Here is a 19,876-nt window from a genome sequence, read left to right on the forward strand (position 1 = left end):
AAACTGATACCAAAAGAAACAGGCAGAAACGATGACTGAGCCGCTTGCGACAAAGACCGCGATCTTCGACGTTGCAGTGATCGGCGCTGGCGTGGTGGGTTGCGCCATGGCCCGCCGCTTCGCCCTGGAAGGTGCGCGGGTGGTCCTGCTGGAAAAAAGCACCGACATCCTCTCCGGTGCCAGCAAGGGCAACAGCGCGATCCTCCATACCGGTTTCGACGCGCCGCCCGGCAGCATCGAACTGGCCTGCATGCAGGAGGGCTATCGCGAATACCGCGACATCCATGCGCGCCTCAACCTGCCGCTGCTGGAAACCGGCGCCCTGGTGGCGGCATGGAGCGACGAGGATCTGGCGCGCCTGCCGGCCATCGTCGAGCAGGCCCACGGCAACGGTGTCGATGACGTCCGCCAGATCGGTCGCGACGAGGTCCTGGCGCTGGAGCCGCAGTTGGCCGGCAATGTGCTCGGTGCGGTGCGGGTCCCCGGTGAGCATCTGATCGACCCCTGGTCCGCGCCGCTCGCCTATCTGCAACAGGCGCAGGCCCATGGCGCCGAGGCCTGTTTCAACGTCGAGGTGCTGGACGGCGCCTTCGACGGCGGCGAATGGCTGTTGCATACCCGCCGCGGCGATCTGCGCGCGCGCCAGGTAATCAACTGCGCCGGACTCTTCGGTGACCAACTGGAACAGCGCCTGCTCGGCGCGGCGAGCTTCGCCATCCATCCGCGCAAGGGCCAGTTCGTGGTCTTCGACAAGGCCGCCGCGGCGCTGCTGCGGCACATCCTGCTGCCGGTACCCAACGAGCGGACCAAAGGCGTGGTATTCACCCGTACTGTCTTCGGCAACCTGCTTGCCGGCCCCACCGCCGAGGAACAGGACGACCGCGAACAGGCACGGGTCGACAGCGACACCCTGCAGCGACTGATCGACGCCGCCGTCGAGCGGATCCCCGGCCTGCGCGGCATGCCGGTCACCGCCACCTACGCCGGGTTGCGGCCGGCCAGCGAAAAGAAGGAATACCGCATCCGCCAGGTCGACGGACGCAACTGGATCAGTGTCGGCGGCATCCGTTCCACCGGTCTCACCGCGGCGCTGGGCATCGCACGCCACGTCTATCGTCTCTACCAGGGTGGGCGCTTCCACGAAGCGGTTCGCGAGCCGCTCTGGCCGCAGGTACCGAACCTCGCCGAACACCTGCCGCGCGACTGGCAGCGTCCCAGCTACGACGAGATCGTCTGCCACTGCGAGATGGTCACCCGCCGGGAAATCCTCGCCGCCCTGGAAGGCCCGCTGCCAGCCGGCGACTTCGGCGGCCTGAAGCGTCGCACCCGCGCCTGCATGGGACGCTGCCAGGGTTTCTACTGCAACGCGCGGGTCGCCGAGCTGAGCGCCGGCCGCCTCGCCCAGCCCCTCGCCACCGGGAGTTGCCATGAGCATCACTGAACAGGTCGACGTCGCCATCGTCGGCAGCGGTCCCGCCGGATTGGCGGCCGCCATCGAACTACGCCGCCAGGGCGTCGCCCGGGTCTGCGTGCTGGAGCGCGACGGCGAGGCCGGCGGTATACCCCGGCATTGCGCGCATCCGCCGTTCGGCCTGCGCGAGCACGGCCGCCTGTTGACTGGCCCGGCCTACGCGCTGCGTAACGTCGAACAGGCTGAACGGGCCGGGGTGGATATCCGCCTGCGCCATAGCGTGGTCGCTCTCGCCGCCGCCGGTCTGCTGCAACTGGCCACCCCCGAAGGCCCGCGCAGTCTGCGCGCGACACGCGTGCTGCTGGCCACCGGCGCACGCGAGACGCCGCGCTCGGCGCGCCTGCTGGGCGGCGACCGGCCACTGGGCGTGATCAATACCGGCGCGCTGCAAGCCTATCTCTATCTGCAAGGCCTGAAGCCGTTCGAACGGCCGCTGATCGTCGGCACCGAGCTGGTCAGCCTGTCCGCCGTGATGAGCTGCCGGCGTGCCGGCATCCGCCCGGTGGCCATGCTCGAACGCAACGCACGGGCCACCGCGCGTTGGCCGCTATCGTTGTTTCCCAGGCTGTGCGGAGTGCCGATGCACTTCTCCAGCGAGCTGCTGGAGATCGAAGGCCGCGGCCGGGTCGAGGCGGCGCGGGTACGCCTGGGCGACGGGCGGGTCGAACGGATCGCCTGCGACGGCATCCTCCTCAGCGGACGCTTCGTTCCCGAGTCGAGCCTGGTCCGCCTCAGCCACCTGGAACTGGACCCGGCCAGCGGCGGCCCGCGCATCGATCAGTTCGGCCGCTGCTCCGACCCCGCCTATTTCGCCGCCGGCAACCTGCTCCGGCCGATCGAGACCGCCGGCTGGTCGTTCCGCGAGGGACGAAGGATCGCCGGCCTGCTGGCCGCCGACCTGCGGGCCGAACTGCCGGTCGCCGCGCCCGGTATCGCCATCGATTGCAGCGGTCCGCTCAAGCTGTGCGTGCCGCAGCGGCTGCTGGACGATCCGACACCCGGCCTGGCGCATCTGCAGCTACGCGTAAGCGAGGCCGCCAGCGGACGCCTGCGGATACTGGCCGATGGTCGCCCGGTGTGGGAACGCGCCCTGTCCTGCCTGCCGGAGCGCCGCCTGCTGGTGCCGCTGGCCGCCCTGCGCCTACCGCCGGACACCCGGCGCCTGGAAGTCGCCTTCCTCACCTCCGGCCACTGAACCCGCGAAGAGAACCGACCATGCGAATCGCCGCCCTCGACCAGGGAACCACCAGTACCCGCGTGCTGGTCGCCAGCCAGGACGGCAGCGCCGATATTCAGTTGGCGCTGCGTCACCAGCAACACCATCCGCAGTCCGGCTGGGTCGAGCACGATCCGCTGGAACTGCTGGCCAACCTGCAACGCTGCCTGGAGGCCAGCGGCCGGGTCGACGCCATCGGCCTCGCCAACCAGGGCGAAAGCTGCATGGCCTGGGACGCCCGCAGCGGCGAGCCGTTGTCGCCGCTGATCGTCTGGCAGGACAACCGCACCACCCCGCACATCGAGCGTCTACGCGCCAGCGGCGCCGAGGCGCTGGTCCTGGAACGCAGCGGCCTGCCGCTCGATGCCTATTTCTCGGCCAGCAAGCTGGGCTGGATCGTCGAGCACCTTCCTGCCGCTCGCCGGGCTCTCGAGGCCGGCCGCCTGCGCCTGGGAACCAGCGACGCCTGGTTTCTCGACCGCTTGTGCGGAACCTTCGCCACCGACGTCACCACCGCCTCGCGCACCGCATTGATGAACCTCGCCGAGGGCCGCTGGGACCCCGAACTGTGCGCCCTGTTCGGCGTGCCGATCGAGTGCCTGCCGGAAATCCGCGACACCGTCGGCCATTTCGGGGTGATCGGCAACACCCCGCTGACGGCCTCGGTGGTCGACCAGCAGGCCTCGCTCTACGGTCACGGCTGCCGCCAGCCGGGTGATGCGAAGATCACCTTCGGCACCGGCGCCTTCGCCCTGACCCTTAGCGGCGAGCGGATCATCCGCTCGCCGGAGACAGGCCTGCTCGCCACCATCGCCTGGCAGATCGATGGCAAGCCGGTGTACGCCATGGACGGCGGGGTCTACGATGCCAGCGCCGCAGTCGAGTGGGCCGGGCGTCTTGGCCTGTTCAGCGACTTCTCGGAACTGGCCGGCTTCGACCGGCCGCCGGCCATCGACCGCGGGCTGGCCTTCGTCCCGGCCCTGTCGGGACTCGCATGCCCGCACTGGGACCGCAGCGCCGGCGCGATGTGGCTGGGAATGGACGCCGGCACCCGCCGCGAGGACCTCTGCCAGGCCCTGCTCGAAGGCGTGGTGCTGCGCAGCGCCGAGGTGATCCAGGCGATGGACGGCTACCTGAAGGTCACCGACCGCCTGTCCATCGACGGCGGCCTGGCGCGCAGCCCCTACTTCGCCCAGTTCCTCGCCGACAGCCTGCAACGGCGCATCGTCACCCAGCGCTTCGACGAACTCACCGCCTTCGGTTGCGCCGCCCTTGCCGCGCGTGGCCTCGGCTACGAGCTGGCGGAGCCGCGCAACACCCGCACGGAGTTCCAGCCGCGGGTCGACGCCGGCACCGCCCGGCGCTGGCAGGTGCGTTTCAGCGAAGCGGTGGCGCGCACCCGCGGCTGGCGCTGAGCCGCTTTCAGCGTCCCGGCCAGCCGGTCTCGCGCAGCGCCGCCAGGAGCGTCTCCCCCTTCAGCGCGGGCACCAGCCGGCCGTCCTCGGTGCGCATGTCCTCGCCGGCCAGCAGCACGTTGACGATGGCTTCTTCCACCGCCTCCGCCGCCGCGGCGAACAACGGCGAGATGTGGTCGTTGTTGAGCATCCGCAGCGGCGTGCTCTGCGGCAGGTCCTTGCGCGCATAGTCGGCTGGCGGCAGGTCCTGGTTGCCGGTGGCGAAGGCGAGGAACACGTCGCCGCTGGAGTCCTCGGTGCCACCGCCGGTGCGAGCGATGCCGATCGAGGCGCGCTGCGCCAGGCGCTGGCACTGGTGCGGCAGCAGCGGCGCGTCGGTGGCCAGGATCACCACGATGGAGCCCATGCCCGGGGTGCCTTCCTCGCTGAACGGCGAGGGGATGTCGCCCAGCCGGCGGCCGACCGGATAGCCATCGACCCGCAGCTCGCGACGCTGGCCGTGGTTGGCCTGGACCAGCGCGCCCACCGTCCAGCCGCCCTGCTCCGCCGGCAGCCGCCGCGATGCGCTACCGATGCCACCCTTGAACTCGTGGCAGATCATCCCGGTGCCGCCGCCCACCGAACCTTCGCGGACCGGTCCGGACTCGGCGCAGGCCAGCGCCTCGCCGACCTGGCGGGCGCCGACATGCTGGCCCCAGATATCGTTGAGCAGGCCGTCGAAGGTCTCCATCACCACCGGCATGCACCAGTACAGCCCGCTGTCGCCGAGTTCGGCGCGCTCCTCGGCGATCAGCGCGTCGCGCACCGCGCCGACGCTGTGGGTATTGGTGATGGCGATCGGGGTGGTCAGCAGGCCGGCTTCGCGGATCCACTCCAGGCCCGTGGCGTCGCCGTTGCCGTTGAGCACGTGGCAGCCGGCGAAGCAGGGTTGCAGGCGCGCCGCACCGGCGCGCGGCTGGACCAGGGTGACGCCGGTGCGAACCTGCCTGCCGTCGATCCGCTGGTTCAGGGTGCTGTGGCCGACGCGCACGCCGGGAACGTCGGTGATCGCGTTGAACGGGCCGGGAGTGCCCAGGCCGAGGGTGATGCCAAGTTGTCGAGCGCGCATGCGGACTCCTGTTTCAAAGCTTCTGGAACGCCGGACTGAGCTTGCCGTAGGTGCAGTAGAGAATCACCGACACCGCCAGCAGTCCGACAATGATCATCACGTCCCTGGCCGAGGCCGCCAGGAACAGGTTGAGCAGCAGGTATCCCGCCCCGCTCACCGCCAGCAGCGCCGGCAGCGGCCACAGCGGCATCCGGTAGGGATGCTCGCGGTCGCGCCGCAGCACCCGGCTGAACAGCGCGCAGAGGGCGACGATCAGGTAGACCATGACGATCAGCAACACGGTGAACGAGGTCAGTTCGGCCAGGTTGGAGCTGAAGCTCAGCGCCGCCGAGGGAATGGCGAGGAACAGCGTGGCCAGCCAGGGCGATTCCCAGCGCGGATGGATACGGGTGAAGGCACGGTTCAACGCCGGCATCCAGAGCGCGTCGCGACCGCTGCTGAAGATCACCCGGGCGCTCTGGATGACGATGGCGACGATGGCGTTGAACACCGAGAGGAAGATTCCCGCGCTGACCAGGCGCGACAGCGTCTCGTTGCCATGGCTGTTCAACAGATAGCCGATCGGGTCGGGGCTGGCGAGCATCGCCGGGAGCGACGGCGCGCCGATCAGCAGCGCGGCGAGCGGGACGATCTCGATCAGCACCACCAGCGCCAGCGACCAGAGCACCGCGCGATGCACGCTGTGACCGCCGTCCTTCATGTCCTCGGCGAGCAGCACCGCGCCGCCGAAACCGTTGTAGGAGAACAGCGCGGTACCGACCGCTCCGATCACCAATGCCCAGGGTGCGATCGCCAGCAGCCCGCCGTCGCCGACTACCTGCGGCTGCAGCAGGACGCTCGCCGGTTGCTGTGCATGGCCGAAACCGAGGCCGACGATCACCAGCAGCGCCGCCACTTCCAGCAGCAGGCAGGTACCCGTGACCCAGGCGTTGACGCGGATGTTGAGGATGCCCAGCAGGTAGCTGAAGGCAACGATCGCCAGGGCCACGGTCTGCGCATCGAAGTGGGTGCCGAGGGCAGCGTTCAGGTAAGTCGCCGCGCCGGTGGCGAGCACCGGCGGGATGAACAGCAGCATCGCCAGCACCGTGAGGAAGGTGGCGTAGCCGGCCAAGCCGCCGAACACCCGCTTGGCGTAGACATACTCGCCGCCGGCGGTGCTGTGCGCCCTGCCCAGCTCGGCATAGCACCAGGCGAACATCAGCGCCAGCACCCCGGCCAGGGCGAAGGCCCAGAAGGCGCCGGTGCCGGCCTGCTGGATGGCGAAGGGGGCGATGACGAAGACGGAACTGGCGGGAGTGACCGCGGAAACGGTGATGGCGACCACGTCGAACACGCCCAGGGTGGGTTTCAGCGCACTTTCGGGCGCGGGGGAAGAGCTCATGTCGTTGTCCTCTGATTGTTATTGAAGTTGAGGCAGTAACGGAGACTCGCGGCGGCCCCTTGCCGGGGCGCTGGTTATGCGCCGACTCTAGGAGCGCGGAACCGGCGGGCCAATCACCCTTTGGGGTTACGCCCCTTGACGCGGAGGATGGAAAAGCCGCAAACCGGAGCCTGCGAAAACCCACCGTGGAGCGAATACGGATGCACACCCTGTTCCGGGACATCGGCATGCACGCCAGCCTGGGCCGCGCCATCGAACAGATCGGCGGCAACCGCTTCTGGAAGCAATTGATCCTGCTGCTGCGCCAGCACCTGCCGTTCGACAACGCCCTGGCGATCTTCTACCCCGCCAACGGCGTGCCGGTGGCCCTGGAGGAATACGACGCCGAACCGCACGCCGGGCCGGCCTCGATGCTCGCCTACCTGAACGGGCTGTACCTGCTCGACCCCTTCTACCAGGCTTGCCGGGAAGGCCTGGCCAGCGGCCTGTACCGCCTCGAGGAGATCGCCCCGGACCATTTCCGGCAGAGCGAGTACTACCTCAGCTACTTCCACGACAACGTGCTGGAGGACGAGGTGCAGTTCATCCTCCAGGTACCCGACCGGGGCGCGTTGTCGCTATCGCTGGGGATGCAGCGGATATTCGCCGACGAGGAATGCGGGATGCTCGGGCTGCTCTCGAGCTGGGTCCTGGCGCTGATGCAGCAGCACTGGCAGCAGCGCAGCCAGCGCCTGTTGCCGGCCGCACCGCAGGAAGAGATGGCCACGCAGATACGCGACGCCCTCAGCCACTTCGGCGCCAGCGTGCTATCGGAACGCGAGCTGGAGATCGCTCGCCTGATCCTTCGCGGCTACTCGTCGAAGGCCATGGCCGAGCGCCTGGCGATCTCGCCGGAGACGATCAAGGTCCATCGGCGCCACCTGTACGCCAAGCTGGACATTTCCTCGCAACCGGAACTGTTCTCGCTGTTCATCCAGTCGCTCGGGCACGACCCGGAGAACCCCTAAGGGTCATGGATTGGCGTAGCGCCGGCTGAGACCGGGCGGGATGCCGCGGGCGTCGGTCTCGGTCCAGGGACCCTGCGGGCTGGTGGACCAGAACCAGCCGCCGTCCCAGCGGTAGTAGGTACGCTGGCGGTAGTAGAGATCGCGCTCGCCGCGGATCACATAGACCCCCAGGCTGCCGTCCCAGACGCCCTTGCCGCCTGGCGGCGGGGCGAACTGCGGACGCGAGCGGCTGGGCTGCGCCGGAGTCTGCGGTTGCGGGGTGATGCGCGGCGGGGTGGCGCCGGGCGCGCTGGACGGACCGGGCTGCGGCTGGCTTTGCGGCGGCAGCGAGGCCGGCGGTTCGCTGGTCTGCGGCGGATGCACCACGCACCCGCCGAGACCGCCCAGGAGAATCGCCAGACCCAGATACTTCGCCTTCACCGCCGCACCTCCCGCCAACCCGTTGTCGTTATGGCCGGGCCGCCTGGGGCTGGTCCGGGCCGTCGATGGTCAGCGCTTGCGCCGACGACTGGGCGGTAGACAACGGTTTGCCGCGTCCGATCCATTCGCCGGAGATGGCGTTGCCGGCGCGGGATACCCGAGCGACCAGCTCGACCTGCGGGAATCCGCTGAGCTTGAGCTGCGGCATCATGGCGTCGGCATCGCTCAGGCTGACCTCGGCCGGCAGGTCGGCGACGGTCAGGCGCTTCACTGCCAACGGCATCGGCGGGCCGCCGACGGCGCGGGCGAAGACGAACACGCTGTCGTCGGCCTTGACCTGGCCCTTCACCGCGTCGCTGATATCCACCTTCACCGTCAGGGTCACCCCGGCGGCAGCGGGCGCGGCCGGCGCCGGCGGGGTCTGCCCGGCCTCGGTCATGCGCTCGCGGGCGCGCTGGATGCCGCCCTGGATCGCCGAGCGTGCCGGGTCCTCGTTCGGCAACACCGACACCAGGCGCTCCCAGAAGCCGATGGCGTCGGCGTAGCGCTGCTCTTCGAAGGCGGCGATGCCGAGCAAGCCAAGGGTGGTCACTTCGGCCGGGTCGCCCTTCAGCGCCTCGTCGGCCAGGGCCTTGATCTGCGCGGTCATTTTCTTGCCACCGGAGAAATACAGTGCCTGCGCCCACTGGCCGAGCACTTCCGGCTGCCGCCCGCTGAGTTCGGCGGCGCGTTCGAAGGCCCGCGCCGCATCGGCGCCGCGTTCCTGGGTCATGTAGGTGCGACCGAGGAAGTACCAGCCCTGGGCGGAATCCGGCTGGGCCTGTACCGCGCGCTCCAGGCGCGCGGTCATCTCTTCCATGGAGTGCGGCGCCTGGGCGAATTCGCGGGCCAGCTCGACCTTGTCGCTGGCGCCCCAATGCAGGTACAGGCCGAGCGCGACCAACGGCACCAGCAGCGCCGCGACCAGCGGGACCGCCCGGCCCAGGCGCGAGCTACGCTCTTCGCCGCTGCCCTCGGTGTCGGCGAGCAGTTCGCGGGCAGCCTCGGCGCGGCCATTCTCCAGTTGCTCGGCGGTCAGCGTGCCGGCGGCCTGCTGGCCGGCCAGCTCGGCGATCCGCTCCTGATAAAGCGCGACGTTCAGGGCGGTACGGTCTTCCTCGGCCTGGGCGCGACGGCCACGCAGCAGCGGAGTCAGCAGGAATGCCAGGGCCGCCAGCAGCAGCAGGCCGGCAGCGAGCCAGAAATCGATCATTTGTCGTTCTTCAACAGGTTGGCGAGGCGCGCTTGCTCCTCGGCGGACAGGGTGGCTTGCACCTTGGCAGCGGTGCGCCGGCGGCGCAGGACGATCACGCCGATCACCAGCACGCCGAACAGCAGCAAGGCGCCCGGACCGAACCAGAGCAGCCAGGTACGCTCGTTGACCGGCGGCTTGTAGCGAACGAAGTCACCGTAGCGGGCAACCATGTAGTCGACGATCTCGCCGTCGCTCTTGCCCTGCTGCAACTGGCCGTAGATCTGCTTGCGCAGGTCGGCGGCGATCGGTGCGTTGGAGTCGGCGATGTCCTGGTTCTGGCACTTCGGGCAGCGCAGTTCCTGGGTCAGGTTGCGGAAGCGCTCGCGCTCGGCGTCGCTGGCGAACTCGTAGGTGTCGATGGCGGCCCGGGCCACGCCGCAGAGGGCGAGACCGAGCAGCGCGGTGGCGAGGAAACGCTTCATCGGGCCTCCGGCTCGTCCAGCAGTTGCTGGTACAGCGGCGCCAGTTGCTCGCGCCAGACTTTCTGGTCGACCACCCCGACGATCTTGTGGCGGATGATGCCCTGCTTGTCGATCAGGTAGGTTTCCGGCGCACCGTACACGCCCAGGTCCAGGCCCAGGGTGCCGTCGGCGTCGCTGATGCTCAGCAGGTAGGGATTGTGCAGCTCGTTCAGCCACTTGATGGCGGCGGCGTTGTCGTCCTTGTAGTTGATCCCGTAGATCACCACGCCCTGCTCGGCCAGCCGGGTCAGTTCCGGGTGCTCGACCCGGCACGACGGGCACCAGGTGCCCCAGACGTTGACCAGCGCCGGCTTGCCCTTGAGGTCGGCCTCGGTTAGGCGCCGGGCCGGGTCCTGCACGCTGGGCAGGTCGAAGGCCGGGAACGGCTTGCCGATCAGCGCCGAGGGCAGCTCGCTGGGGTCCAACCAGAGGCCGCGGAAGAGGAACACCGCGACGATCAGGAAGATCCCCAGCGGCAGCAGCAGAATCGCTCGTTTCAAGACTCAGGCTCCCTGACCGGCGAGGCCCAGGGCCTCGCGCACACGTGTTTTCACCTTCACCCGGTAGCGCCGGTCGAGCGCCGCCAGGGCGCCGCCGAGGCCCATCAGCAGGCCACCGAACCAGATCCAGCGGACGAACGGCTTGACGTGCACGCGCACCGCCCAGGCACCGTTCTCCAGCGGCTCGCCGAGCGCCACGTAGAGGTCGCGAGTAAAGCCGGCATCGATCCCGGCCTCGGTCATCATCGAACTCTGCACGGTGTACAGGCGCTTCTCCGGATGCAGGGTGGCGATCTCCTTGCCGTCGCGGCTGACGTGGATGCTGCCCTTGTCCGAGGTGTAGTTCGGCCCTTCGTGGTGCTTCGCGCCGTCGAAGAGGAAGTGGTAGCCGCCCAGTTCGACGGTGTCGCCGGGCGACATGCGCAGGTCACGCTGGGCGCTGTACTGGCTGCTGAGGACGATGCCGATGGCGCACACGGCGATGCCCAGGTGCGCCAGTTGCATGCCCCAGTAGCTGCGGGTCAGGCTGCGGGCGCCGGCCAGCACGCCCTTGTGCCGGGTCTTGTCGAGGAAGTCGCGGAAACCGGCCAGGACCACCCAGGCGGACAGCAGGAACACCGCCAGCACCGCCCAGTTGAAATCGCCGAAGTACATCGAACCGGCCGCCGCCAGGACCGCGCTGGCCACCAGCACCGGGGTCAGCATGCCGAGCAGCCAGCGGCTCGGGGTGTCCTTCCAGCGCACCAGCACGCCGACCGCCAGGGCCGCCATCAGCGCCGCCATCAGCGGCAGGAACATGGCGTTGAAGTACGGCGGGCCGACCGACAGCTTGGCGCCGCTGAGGGCATCGAGCAGCAGCGGGTAGAGAGTCCCGAGGAGGATCATCGAGGCCGCCACCACCAGCACCAGGTTGTTCAGCAGCAGCAGGGTCTCGCGCGACCACAGGGCGAAGCCGACCTGGCTCTTGACCACCGGCGCGCGCAGGGCGAACAGGGTCAGCGAGCCGCCGACCACCAGCAGCAGGAAGGCGAGGATGAACACCCCGCGCTCCGGGTCGGAGGCGAAGGCGTGCACCGAGGTGAGCACGCCGGAGCGGACCAGGAAGGTGCCCAGCAGGCTCAGGGAGAAAGCGGCGATCGCCAGCAGCACGGTCCAGCTCTTGAACACGCCGCGCTTCTCGGTCACCGCCAGCGAGTGGATCAGTGCAGTGCCGACCAGCCAGGGCATGAAGGAGGCGTTTTCCACCGGATCCCAGAACCACCAGCCCCCCCAGCCCAACTCGTAGTAGGCCCACCAGGAGCCGAGCACGATGCCGATACCGAGGAAGGCCCAGGCCACCAGGGTCCAGGGCCGCGACCAGCGCGCCCAGGCGGCGTCCAGGCGGCCGCCGAGCAGTGCGGCGATGGCGAAGGCGAAGGCCACCGAGAATCCGACGTAACCCATGTAGAGCATCGGCGGGTGGACGATCAGGCCGACGTCCTGCAACAGCGGGTTGAGGTCGTTGCCGTCCATCGGGGTCTGCGGCAGCAGGCGGCTGAACGGGTTGGAGGTGATGATCAGGAACAGCAGGAAGCCGGTGCTGATCATGCCCATCACCGCCAACACGCGGGCCAGCATGACCTCCGGCAGTTGCCGGGAGAAGATCGACACAGCGAAGGTCCAGCCACCGAGGATCAGCGCCCAGAGCAGCAGCGAACCTTCGTGGGCGCCCCAGACGGCGCTGAACTTGTAGTACCAGGGCAGCGCGCTGTTGGAGTTGCCGGCCACGTAGGCCACCGAGAAGTCGTCGCGCAGGAAGGCCCAGGTCAGGCAGCCGAAGGCGAAGGCGAGGAAGGCGAACTGCCCCCAGGCCGCCGGGCGCGCCAGGCTCATCCACTGGCGGTCGCCGCGCCAGGCGCCGACCAGCGGCAGGCTCGACTGCACCAGGGCCAGGCAAAGGGCGAGGATCAGGGCCAGGTGGCCGAGTTCGGGGATCATCTACTTGCCCTCCTGGTTGTACGAGGTCTCGCCGGCGGCCTTGCCGTTCTCGTAGTGCTTCAGTTGGCCGCTGTCCTTGAGCGCCTTGGTGACTTCCGGCGGCATGTAGTTCTCGTCGTGCTTGGCCAGCACTTCATCGGCCACCAGCACGCCGTCGCCGCCCAGCTTGCCGAGGGCGACGATGCCCTGCCCCTCGCGGAACAGGTCGGGAAGGATGCCATGGTAGGCGATGGTCACTTCCTTGGCGCCGTCGGTGACCACGAAGCGCACGTTCAGCGAATCCTCGCTGCGTTGCAGAGAACCCTTTTCCACCAGGCCGCCGGCGCGGATGCGGGTGTCGGTCGGCGCTTCGCCGTTGGCGATCTGGGTCGGGGTGTAGAACAGGTTGATGTTCTGTTGCAGGGCCGACAGCGCCAGGCCCACCGCGGCGCCGACGCCCACCACGATGGCGAGGACGATGATCAGACGTTTCTTGCGGACCGGATTCACTGCTGGGCCTCCCGGCGCAGACGACGCGCCTCTTCTTGCAGGTAGCGGCGCCGGGCCAGCAGCGGCTCGGCGACATTGATCGCCAGCACCAGCAGGCTGATGCCGTAGGCCGACCAGACGTAGGGACCGTGATGGCCCATGGCGAGGAAGTCGCCGAACGATTCGAAGCTCATCGTGCCTTCTCCACCAGGGCCTTCACCTCGGCTTTCGCCCAGGCGGTGCGGGACTCGCGCTTGAGCACTTCCAGGCGCATGCGCACCAGCAGCATGGCCGCGAAGAAGCAATAGAAGCCTAGGACCATGATCAGCAACGGCAACCACATCTCCACCGGCATCGCCGGCTTCTCGGTGATGGTGAAGGTGGCCGGCTGGTGCAGGGTGTTCCACCACTCCACCGAGTACTTGATGATCGGGATGTTCACCACGCCGACGATGGCCAGTACGGCACAGGCCTTGGCCGCGCTGTCGCGGTTACTGATCGCCTGGCCGAGGGCGATGATGCCGAAATAGAGGAAAAGCAGGATCAGCATCGCCGTCAGGCGCGCGTCCCAGACCCACCAGGCGCCCCAGGTCGGCTTGCCCCAGACGGCCCCGGTAAGCAGCGCGACGAAGGTCATCCAGGCGCCGATGGGGGCGGCGCACTGCACCGCCACGTCGGCGATCTTCATCTTCCAGATCAGCCCGACGGCACCGGCCACGGCCAGCATGACGTAGCAGGACTGGGCGAGGAAGGCCGCCGGCACATGGATATAGATGATGCGGAAGCTATTGCCCTGCTGGTAGTCCGGCGGCGCGAAGGCCAGCCCCCAGACGCAGCCGGTGACGATCAGCAGCGCCGCCGCCACGGCGAACCAGGGCAGCCAGCGGCCGCTGATCTCGTAGAACCACTTGGGCGACCCAAGCTTGTGAAACCATGTCCAATTCATCATCAGGCTCTGTTTACAGGGCTCTTTGGAAATACCGGGCAGGCCTTCCGCTGCCAGCCCGGGTCAAGCGTGGGCGGCGCAGCCGCCCGGTACCGCACGCCCGCCGATGCCTTCGGCGGGCGGACTCACTCGCCTACGCTGATCTTCAGGCCGGCAGCGATGGCGAATGGCGTGAGTGTCAATGCTAGCGCCGTCAGGCTCGCCAGCCACAATAAATGTCCGCTGCTGGGCAGTCCCTGCAGCGAAGCCTGCAGCGCCCCGCTACCGAGAATCAGCACCGGGATGTACAGCGGCAGGATCAGCAGCGCCAGCAACAGGCCGCCGCGCTTGAGGCCCACGGTCAAGGCCGCGCCGACGGCGCCGAGCAGGCTCAGCACCGGCGTACCGAGCAACAGGGAAAGCAGCAGCACCGGTATGCAACGGGCCGGCAGGCCCAGCATCAGCGCGAACAGCGGCGACATCAGGACCAGGGCCAGCCCGGAAAACAGCCAGTGTGCCAGCACCTTGGCCAGCACCAGAAGAGCCAGGGGGTGCGGCGAAAGGACCCACTGCTCCAGAGAACCGTCCTCGAAATCGCTGCGGAACAGCCCTTCCAGCGAGAGCAGCACGGCCAATAGCGCCGCCACCCAGACCAGGCCGGGCGACAAGGTTTGTAGCAATTGGCTTTCCGGCCCGACCGCCAGGGGGAACAGGGCGATGACGATGGCGAAGAACACCAGCGGGTTGGCCAGCTCCGCCGGTCGGCGGAACAGCAGGCGCGCCTCGCGCGCCAGGAGCAGGCTGAAGACGTTGCTCATGCCGGATCGCCCAGCGCCGGCTCGACCGTCGTGCCGCTGGCCGCCTTGAGCGCACCGAGGTCCAGCTCGCGGTAGCCGGCGGGCACCTGCTGCAGGCTGTGGTGGGTGGTCAGCACCACCATCCCGCCGCGCTGGCAATGCCCGGCCAGGTGCGCTTCCAGTTGCGCCACCCCCTGTTTGTCGAGGGCGGTGAAGGGTTCATCGAGGATCCACAAGGGCGGTGCGTCCAGGTACAGGCGGGCCAGCGCCACGCGGCGTTGCTGGCCGGCGGAAAGGGTGTGGCAGGGAACGTCCTCGAAGCCACGCAGGCCGACGTCGGCCAGGGCCTGCCAGATCGCCTCGCGGCTGGCCGGCTGGTGCAGCGCGCAGAGCCAGGTGAGGTTCTCCTCGGCGCTGAGCAGGCCCTTGATTCCCGCGGCGTGGCCGATCCACAGCAGGCTGCGGGCCAGTTCGCCGCGCTGTTCGGCGAGCGGCCGGCCGTTCAGGCGGACTTCCCCGGCGGTCGGCTGCATCAGTCCGGACAGCAGGCGCAGCAGGCTGGTCTTGCCGCTGCCGTTGGGACCCACCACCTGCAACATCTCGCCGGCGGCCAGGCGCAGGTCGAGGCGCTCGAACAGCATGCGCCAGTCGCGCTCGCAGGCGAGCCCGACGGTTTCCAGCAAGGGGCTGGCTGTGGGGACTTCAGCAGGATCGGACATCGAACAACATCGCCAAGCGTCTCTCCTCGTCGCGGCGCCGGAGGCCTTCACGGAACAGACCCTAAAGTCGGGATAAACACGGCCGCTATACTGGTGACGACGCGGCCAGCCTGTTTGACAGGCGCGGCATTATACACGCCCTTCCCCAGCCTCCGCAGGGTCGTTTAAGACAGGTTGTTACCCATGCCAGCCGAGATAGGCGCTTCCCCATCACTACCCCCGGTTTCCGCCCCGCGCCCGCTGCCGCCGGCGCAATCGCAGGGCAACGCCCAGGCCGACGCCGAGATGACCCTGAAGCTGGTGCAGACTCTGGCCGGCCTGCTGGGCGAAGGCGAGTCGGGCAAGGCCGAGGTGCTGGCGGTCAAGGAGGGCCTGGCGAACAATTTCCAGGTCCTGCTCAAGCTGACCCTGGCGAACAGCGGGCAGAGCCTGGTGGAAGTGCAGAGCAACCGGCCGCTGGTGCCGGGCAACCTGCTCAACGTCAGCGCCACCAGCAGCGCCAGCGTGGTTGCCACCCTGCTCGACAGCATGGCCGGCGCTGGCCCGCTGAGCAGCCTCGACCTGGAGCAACTGCCGCCCGGCACCCTGCTCCAGGGCAAGGTCCTGTCCAGCACCGCGCTGCCGGCGGACAAGGCCCAGCAGGTGGTCTACCGGGTCCTGCTGAACCTGCTCAACACGCCGCTCGCCGGCAGCAAGCTGAGCCTCGACTCGCCCCAGGCGCTGCCGGTCGGCAGCCTGCTCACGGCGCTGGTGAAAAACAGCCAGCAGATCGACTTCCTGCCGCTCAGCGGACGCCTCGACCAGCTTGCGCTGGGCCAGCAACTGGCCGGGCAGAGCGCCCGCCAGGCTTCCCTGGAAGGCCTGTTCGCCGCCCTGCAGGGGCTGAACGGCCGCAACGACCTGCCGGACAGCCTGCGCCAGGCCGTGGAGCGCCTCTTCGCCGGCCTGCCAGAGGCGCAGAAGATGGGCGATTCCAAGCTGCTCGGCCAGGCCCTGCAGCAGAGCGGCCTGTTCCTCGAGGCGCGCCTGATGCAGGGCGCCACCGATCATCTCGGCCAGGACCTGAAGGCCAACCTGTTGCGCCTGTTCGCCCAGCTGTCGCCGCTGCCGCCGACCGGCGCCCAGGCGCCGGGCATGTTCGCCGGCAACATGGCGAACCTGGCCCAGGCGCTGCCGGCCTTTGTCCGCAACGCCCTGGGCAACCTGGGACAGAGCGCCAACAAGACCCAGGCACTGAACTTTCCCCTGCCGAGCAAGGTTCTCCAACTGTTCGACGAGGACATGGAACTGGAGTCGCTGCTGCGCCTTGCCGCCGCGGCGATCTCCCGCCTGCAGACCCATCAGCTGTCGAGCCTGGCGCAGACCAGTACCCTGCCGGATGGCACCCAACTGGCGACCTGGCAGATGGAGGTGCCCATGCGCCATCAGCACTCGGTGGTACCGTTGCAGGTGAAGTTCCAGGAAGAACAGCGCAAGACCGGCGAAGAGGCCCGCGAAAGCCTCTGGCGCGTCGAACTGGCCTTCGACCTGGAGCCGCTGGGACCGCTGCACGCCCAGGCGACCCTGCTGCGCGGCAGCCTGTCCAGCCAGCTTTGGGCCGAGCGCGACGCGACCGCGCGGCTGGTCGAGCATGAACTCGGCCACCTGCGCCAACGCCTGCGCGACGCCGGCCTGACCGTTGGCGAGATCACCTGCCAGCGCGGCCGCCCGCCCCAGGGCCCGCGAGCGACCATCGAACAACGCTGGGTAGACGAAACCGCATGAACAGAAAGCAGTCACCCGCCCCGCGCCAGGCCATCGCCCTGAGCTACGACGGCCAGGCCGCGCCGACCCTTTCCGCCAAGGGCGACGCCGAACTGGCCGAGGCGATCCTGGCCATCGCCCGCGACTACGAGGTACCGATCTACGAGAACGCCGAGCTGGTCCGCCTGCTCGCCCGCCTGGAACTCGGCGACGCCATTCCGGAAGCGCTGTATCGCACCATCGCCGAGATCATCGCCTTCGCCTGGCACCTGAAAGGCAAGTGTCCCGAGGGATTCGCGCCGGACGCCGCGGATGGCGACGAGATGCTGCTGCTCGGCGGTCCCGGAGACTGAGCGAACCCGCCACACGTCGAAACCGAAGCGCCGGAACCGGAATCCGCGAGAGCGGTCCCAGCACAGTCCACCTGCCACTTCCCAGGCCGCCCATGCCCTCGCCAAGCCCCCTCCTCCTCGCCGCCCTGCTGCTTATCGCCAGCCATGTCCAGGCCGCCCCGGCCATCCTCGGCGACGAGGAAAAGGATGCAATCATCGATCGGCACCGGCTGACTCCGGAGTTCCGCATCAATCGGCAAGCCAAGGTACGCCATCACGAAGGAACCATCGACCGCGTGGTCCTGCTTCAGGATAGGGACCGCTTCACCTACCGAAGCTACCTTCGCGACGACCAGAAGGAGCCTGCCACCTTCTGGATCCTGGAGTTCGACGCACGCAGCGGGAAACGGCTGAGCGAACGCCAGACCGATGAAGACGACTATTGGCGTAGACGCGACGCCGACTCGCAACGGGCCGACAGCGGCGAAAGGAACCGATAGATAGCACAGCCGAAACCTTCGACGCGTCGTCCCGGTACAGCGGCTCAGGCAAAACCGCCGTTGACCCGCAGCACCTGAGAATTGACCCAGGCCCCGTCCGGCCCGGCGAGGAAGGACACCGCCGCGGCGATCTCGTCCGGCTCGCCGAGGCGCTCCAGCGGCGCCAGCCTGGCGATCTGGTCGATCTGTTCGGCGCTCTTGCCGTTGAAGAACAGCTCGGTGGCCACCGGGCCGGGCGCCACCGCGTTGACCCTGATGTCCTGGCCGCGCAACTCGTTGGCCAGCACGTGCACCAGCCCCTCGACCCCGGACTTGGACGCGATGTACGGACCGTAGCTGGGCAGCGCCCGGGCGATCACGCTGGTGGACAGGGCGATGATCCGTCCGCCGCGCTCGACATGCCGGGCAGCCAGGCCAAGCACGATGAAGGCGCCGCGCAGGTTGGTGCGGATCACCCGGTCGAAGCCCTCCAGGTCGCCATCGGCGATCTTCAGGTAGGGCATCGTGCCGGCGCTGTTGACCACCACGTCGATGCGGCCGAAGGCGCCCCTGGTGGCTTCGAACAGCTTGTCCATGTCCTCCGCGCTGGCCACGTCGCCCTGCACGGCGATGGCCGCGCCGCCGGCGGCGACGATTTCGGCCACGACCTCGTCGGCCATGGCCTGGTTGCTGGCATAGTTGACCGCGACCGCGAAACCGTCGGCGGCCAGCCGCCGGGCAATGGCGCGACCGATGCCGCGGGAGGCGCCGGTGACGATGGCGGCTTGGGTGATGTCAGGCATGCTGGGACTCTCCTGGAATGAGCGTGGCGACAGCCACGCATCGACAAGAAAAGTCTAGAAGCCGGCTATTGGCGGATAAACAGCAGACAACCGTCATGACTATCCAGGATTTCCGGACAATACCGATACGCGGTCACGGCTTGCGAGCGATCCAGGCGTACTGCTGACGCTTCTCCTCGCCCAGGCGCTGGCGTCGGCGATGACTGGCGAACGCACCGCCGGAACAGTAGGTGCAGACGGCGCTGGCTTCGATCTGCGCCGGCCCGACGCCGGCGGCCTGGAACAACTGGCGACAGAAGGCCACCAGGTCCAGCCAGGCGCCCTGCTCCGCCTGCCTTGGCTCGGGCGGAGCGAACCGGGGCGGCCGCTCGGGGAGCGGACGACGCTGGCTCCAGGGAGGCGCCGCGCCTTCCCAGAGGCGGACGTGGCCGACCTGCAACGCCTCGATGAACCCGGCACTCACCTCGTAGCAGCAGGCTTTGATCCCGGGACCGATGGCGACCCGGATGTCCGCGCTGACGACGCCGCGCGCATTGAAGCGCGCCACCGCCGCGCCGACGATACCGGCGACGAGCCCCTGCCAGCCGCCATGCAGGGCGGCCACCACCCGACCGTCGCGGCTGCTCATGAGAATCGGCAGGCAGTCCGCGGTGACCACCGCGACCGCCAACGGCCCTTCGCTGAAAACGCCGTCGGCGGCATGCCGTCCCGATTCCGACAACGAGCGCGCGTCGACGATCTCGGCGCCATGCACCTGCCGGCAATGGAATATCCGCTCGGAGAGTGCCTGGCCGGCTTGCTGGAAGCCATGCTCGATGCCTTCGATCGCCTTGAGGATGTCGGCCTGGACGGTCATGCGCTGTCTCGCCATGGAAGGTTGGAAAACGACCTTACCTCATCTTCCCGGAAGCCGCCTCAGGCGATGCCGCGCAGGAGGTCGGGGCAGCCGCGATCACGCTTGATCAACGCGGCCAGGGCGACCTGGCCCAAAGGCCGGTCGGACACCGCGCCGATGCTCAGGCCATGGCCTCTGCTCCACTCGAACAACAGGCGCTTCTCGCGGCAATCGAGTTCGCCCACCAGCAGGAAGCGCCGGATGCTGCCGCTGCGTCCCAGCATCGCCAGCGTGCCCTTGCAGCCCTGGTCCAGGCGGAATCCGTCGTAGAGGAAATAGTCGTACGGGTAACCCTGGTCCAGGGAGCGCCGCAGCTCCCGTCGGTCCAGGCACAGGCTCAGGTGGAAGTAGCCGCAGCGGTTGAACAGCGCTCCGTACCTGAGCAGACGGCCGGGGTTGGCGCACAGCACCATGGCGCGCAGGGGTATTGCAGGCATCCTTGTGGCCTCCTGGAAACGTGCGGGT

The 19,876-nt window shown here is 68.7% G+C and carries 22 protein-coding genes; 7 read left to right on the forward strand and 15 right to left on the reverse strand.

All coding sequences use genetic code 11. The features are described 5' to 3' along the window. The first annotated feature begins 31 nt into the window (after positions 1-31). Genes VQ067_RS18520 through VQ067_RS18530 form a run of 3 tightly spaced genes read left to right on the forward strand, consistent with a single transcriptional unit; the run spans position 32 to position 4,102 of the window. Positions 32-1,441 carry an NAD(P)/FAD-dependent oxidoreductase gene (locus VQ067_RS18520; protein WP_033990104.1) on the forward strand — a complete coding sequence of 470 codons (1,410 nt, stop codon included), beginning with the start codon at positions 32-34 and terminating at the stop codon, positions 1,439-1,441. Continuing rightward, entirely contained in the window at positions 1,428-2,666 is a 1,239-nt protein-coding gene (locus VQ067_RS18525) for an NAD(P)/FAD-dependent oxidoreductase (protein WP_003140249.1), read from the forward strand. Before VQ067_RS18520 ends, VQ067_RS18525 begins: the two co-directional genes overlap by 14 nt. A 20-nt stretch (positions 2,667-2,686) precedes the next feature. Then, positions 2,687-4,102, forward strand: a complete 1,416-nt coding sequence (locus VQ067_RS18530) for a glycerol kinase (RefSeq protein ID WP_003087165.1) — start codon at positions 2,687-2,689, stop codon at positions 4,100-4,102. A 7-nt stretch (positions 4,103-4,109) separates the two neighbouring features. Here VQ067_RS18530 and VQ067_RS18535 read toward each other — a convergent pair whose 3' ends face one another. After that, positions 4,110-5,210 (reverse strand): DmpA family aminopeptidase, encoded by a 1,101-nt coding sequence (locus VQ067_RS18535; RefSeq protein WP_003087164.1) that lies wholly within the window; start codon positions 5,208-5,210, stop codon positions 4,110-4,112. A 13-nt stretch (positions 5,211-5,223) separates the two neighbouring features. Beyond that, positions 5,224-6,591 (reverse strand): APC family permease, encoded by a 1,368-nt coding sequence (locus tag VQ067_RS18540; protein WP_003110692.1) that lies wholly within the window; start codon positions 6,589-6,591, stop codon positions 5,224-5,226. Between the two features lie 200 nt (positions 6,592-6,791). On the opposite strand from VQ067_RS18540, the gene VQ067_RS18545 reads away from it, so the two are divergent. Beyond that, positions 6,792-7,598, forward strand: a complete 807-nt coding sequence (locus VQ067_RS18545) for a helix-turn-helix transcriptional regulator (RefSeq protein ID WP_003087160.1) — start codon at positions 6,792-6,794, stop codon at positions 7,596-7,598. Positions 7,599-7,601: 3 nt separating this feature from the next. Here VQ067_RS18545 and VQ067_RS18550 read toward each other — a convergent pair whose 3' ends face one another. The 10 genes from VQ067_RS18550 to ccmA form a co-directional block, all read right to left on the reverse strand. Beyond that, the gene (locus VQ067_RS18550) at positions 7,602-8,018 is read right to left on the reverse strand and encodes a hypothetical protein (RefSeq protein WP_003087156.1); all 417 of its coding nucleotides are present in this window, start codon (positions 8,016-8,018) and stop codon (positions 7,602-7,604) included. A gap of 28 nt (positions 8,019-8,046) precedes the next feature. After that, a complete protein-coding gene (gene ccmI, locus VQ067_RS18555) occupies positions 8,047-9,270 on the reverse strand; it encodes a c-type cytochrome biogenesis protein CcmI (RefSeq protein ID WP_023095869.1) in 1,224 nt (407 codons plus the stop codon). Continuing rightward, a complete protein-coding gene (gene ccmH, locus VQ067_RS18560; protein ID WP_023095870.1) occupies positions 9,267-9,734 on the reverse strand; it encodes a cytochrome c maturation protein CcmH in 468 nt (155 codons plus the stop codon). The genes ccmI and ccmH overlap by 4 nt, the downstream gene beginning before the upstream one ends. Then, entirely contained in the window at positions 9,731-10,273 is a 543-nt protein-coding gene (gene dsbE, locus VQ067_RS18565) for a thiol:disulfide interchange protein DsbE (protein ID WP_003083138.1), read from the reverse strand. Before dsbE ends, ccmH begins: the two co-directional genes overlap by 4 nt. Positions 10,274-10,276: 3 nt before the next feature. Next, positions 10,277-12,250 (reverse strand): heme lyase CcmF/NrfE family subunit, encoded by a 1,974-nt coding sequence (locus VQ067_RS18570; RefSeq protein WP_003107324.1) that lies wholly within the window; start codon positions 12,248-12,250, stop codon positions 10,277-10,279. Beyond that, positions 12,251-12,739 carry a cytochrome c maturation protein CcmE gene (gene ccmE, locus VQ067_RS18575; protein ID WP_003083137.1) on the reverse strand — a complete coding sequence of 163 codons (489 nt, stop codon included), beginning with the start codon at positions 12,737-12,739 and terminating at the stop codon, positions 12,251-12,253. Then, a complete protein-coding gene (ccmD, locus tag VQ067_RS18580; protein WP_003083136.1) occupies positions 12,736-12,912 on the reverse strand; it encodes a heme exporter protein CcmD in 177 nt (58 codons plus the stop codon). Before ccmD ends, ccmE begins: the two co-directional genes overlap by 4 nt. Next, the gene (locus VQ067_RS18585) at positions 12,909-13,667 is read right to left on the reverse strand and encodes a heme ABC transporter permease (RefSeq protein WP_003083135.1); all 759 of its coding nucleotides are present in this window, start codon (positions 13,665-13,667) and stop codon (positions 12,909-12,911) included. Before VQ067_RS18585 ends, ccmD begins: the two co-directional genes overlap by 4 nt. A gap of 122 nt (positions 13,668-13,789) precedes the next feature. After that, the gene (ccmB, locus tag VQ067_RS18590) at positions 13,790-14,461 is read right to left on the reverse strand and encodes a heme exporter protein CcmB (RefSeq protein WP_003083130.1); all 672 of its coding nucleotides are present in this window, start codon (positions 14,459-14,461) and stop codon (positions 13,790-13,792) included. Beyond that, positions 14,458-15,159, reverse strand: a complete 702-nt coding sequence (gene ccmA / locus VQ067_RS18595) for a cytochrome c biogenesis heme-transporting ATPase CcmA (protein ID WP_003133178.1) — start codon at positions 15,157-15,159, stop codon at positions 14,458-14,460. The genes ccmB and ccmA overlap by 4 nt, the downstream gene beginning before the upstream one ends. Positions 15,160-15,444: 285 nt before the next feature. Between ccmA and fliK the strand changes: the two genes are divergently transcribed. The 3 genes from fliK (at position 15,445) to VQ067_RS18610 (ending at position 17,734) form a co-directional block, all read left to right on the forward strand. Then, positions 15,445-16,923 (forward strand): flagellar hook-length control protein FliK, encoded by a 1,479-nt coding sequence (gene fliK, locus VQ067_RS18600; protein WP_021264539.1) that lies wholly within the window; start codon positions 15,445-15,447, stop codon positions 16,921-16,923. Continuing rightward, positions 16,920-17,255: an EscU/YscU/HrcU family type III secretion system export apparatus switch protein gene (locus tag VQ067_RS18605; RefSeq protein ID WP_003133180.1), complete on the forward strand. Its 336-nt coding sequence runs from the start codon at positions 16,920-16,922 to the stop codon at positions 17,253-17,255. Before fliK ends, VQ067_RS18605 begins: the two co-directional genes overlap by 4 nt. A 92-nt stretch (positions 17,256-17,347) precedes the next feature. Beyond that, on the forward strand, positions 17,348-17,734 hold the full coding sequence (locus VQ067_RS18610) for a hypothetical protein (protein WP_009314782.1): 387 nt from the start codon (positions 17,348-17,350) through the stop codon (positions 17,732-17,734). A gap of 44 nt (positions 17,735-17,778) precedes the next feature. Here VQ067_RS18610 and VQ067_RS18615 read toward each other — a convergent pair whose 3' ends face one another. The 3 genes from VQ067_RS18615 to VQ067_RS18625 form a co-directional block, all read right to left on the reverse strand. Beyond that, a complete protein-coding gene (locus VQ067_RS18615) occupies positions 17,779-18,516 on the reverse strand; it encodes an SDR family oxidoreductase (protein WP_003114285.1) in 738 nt (245 codons plus the stop codon). Between the two features lie 133 nt (positions 18,517-18,649). Then, positions 18,650-19,372, reverse strand: a complete 723-nt coding sequence (locus tag VQ067_RS18620; RefSeq protein ID WP_033990105.1) for a polyphenol oxidase family protein — start codon at positions 19,370-19,372, stop codon at positions 18,650-18,652. A 59-nt stretch (positions 19,373-19,431) separates the two neighbouring features. Beyond that, a complete protein-coding gene (locus VQ067_RS18625; RefSeq protein WP_003087127.1) occupies positions 19,432-19,848 on the reverse strand; it encodes a hypothetical protein in 417 nt (138 codons plus the stop codon). Positions 19,849-19,876: the final 28 nt, after the last annotated feature.

The organism is Pseudomonas sp. KBN12P06040 (assembly GCF_037574965.1).
GTDB classification, from domain to species: domain Bacteria; phylum Pseudomonadota; class Gammaproteobacteria; order Pseudomonadales; family Pseudomonadaceae; genus Pseudomonas; species Pseudomonas aeruginosa.

Excerpts from the sequence above, each read along its gene's own strand:
- VQ067_RS18625 (WP_003087127.1), bottom strand. The coding sequence starts at position 19,848 with ATGCCTGCAATACCCCTGCGCGCCATGGTGCTGTGCGCCAACCCCGGC.
- ccmI (WP_023095869.1), bottom strand. The coding sequence starts at position 9,270 with ATGATCGATTTCTGGCTCGCTGCCGGCCTGCTGCTGCTGGCGGCCCTG.
- VQ067_RS18585 (WP_003083135.1), bottom strand. The coding sequence starts at position 13,667 with ATGATGAATTGGACATGGTTTCACAAGCTTGGGTCGCCCAAGTGGTTC.
- VQ067_RS18540 (WP_003110692.1), bottom strand. The coding sequence starts at position 6,591 with ATGAGCTCTTCCCCCGCGCCCGAAAGTGCGCTGAAACCCACCCTGGGC.
- VQ067_RS18530 (WP_003087165.1), top strand. The coding sequence starts at position 2,687 with ATGCGAATCGCCGCCCTCGACCAGGGAACCACCAGTACCCGCGTGCTG.
- VQ067_RS18620 (WP_033990105.1), bottom strand. The coding sequence starts at position 19,372 with ATGACCGTCCAGGCCGACATCCTCAAGGCGATCGAAGGCATCGAGCAT.
- VQ067_RS18520 (WP_033990104.1), top strand. The coding sequence starts at position 32 with ATGACTGAGCCGCTTGCGACAAAGACCGCGATCTTCGACGTTGCAGTG.
- ccmB (WP_003083130.1), bottom strand. The coding sequence starts at position 14,461 with ATGAGCAACGTCTTCAGCCTGCTCCTGGCGCGCGAGGCGCGCCTGCTG.
- VQ067_RS18605 (WP_003133180.1), top strand. The coding sequence starts at position 16,920 with ATGAACAGAAAGCAGTCACCCGCCCCGCGCCAGGCCATCGCCCTGAGC.
- fliK (WP_021264539.1), top strand. The coding sequence starts at position 15,445 with ATGACCCTGAAGCTGGTGCAGACTCTGGCCGGCCTGCTGGGCGAAGGC.
- ccmH (WP_023095870.1), bottom strand. The coding sequence starts at position 9,734 with ATGAAGCGTTTCCTCGCCACCGCGCTGCTCGGTCTCGCCCTCTGCGGC.
- VQ067_RS18535 (WP_003087164.1), bottom strand. The coding sequence starts at position 5,210 with ATGCGCGCTCGACAACTTGGCATCACCCTCGGCCTGGGCACTCCCGGC.
- VQ067_RS18610 (WP_009314782.1), top strand. The coding sequence starts at position 17,348 with ATGCCCTCGCCAAGCCCCCTCCTCCTCGCCGCCCTGCTGCTTATCGCC.
- VQ067_RS18525 (WP_003140249.1), top strand. The coding sequence starts at position 1,428 with ATGAGCATCACTGAACAGGTCGACGTCGCCATCGTCGGCAGCGGTCCC.
- VQ067_RS18545 (WP_003087160.1), top strand. The coding sequence starts at position 6,792 with ATGCACACCCTGTTCCGGGACATCGGCATGCACGCCAGCCTGGGCCGC.
- ccmD (WP_003083136.1), bottom strand. The coding sequence starts at position 12,912 with ATGAGCTTCGAATCGTTCGGCGACTTCCTCGCCATGGGCCATCACGGT.
- VQ067_RS18570 (WP_003107324.1), bottom strand. The coding sequence starts at position 12,250 with ATGATCCCCGAACTCGGCCACCTGGCCCTGATCCTCGCCCTTTGCCTG.
- ccmA (WP_003133178.1), bottom strand. The coding sequence starts at position 15,159 with ATGTCCGATCCTGCTGAAGTCCCCACAGCCAGCCCCTTGCTGGAAACC.
- VQ067_RS18615 (WP_003114285.1), bottom strand. The coding sequence starts at position 18,516 with ATGCCTGACATCACCCAAGCCGCCATCGTCACCGGCGCCTCCCGCGGC.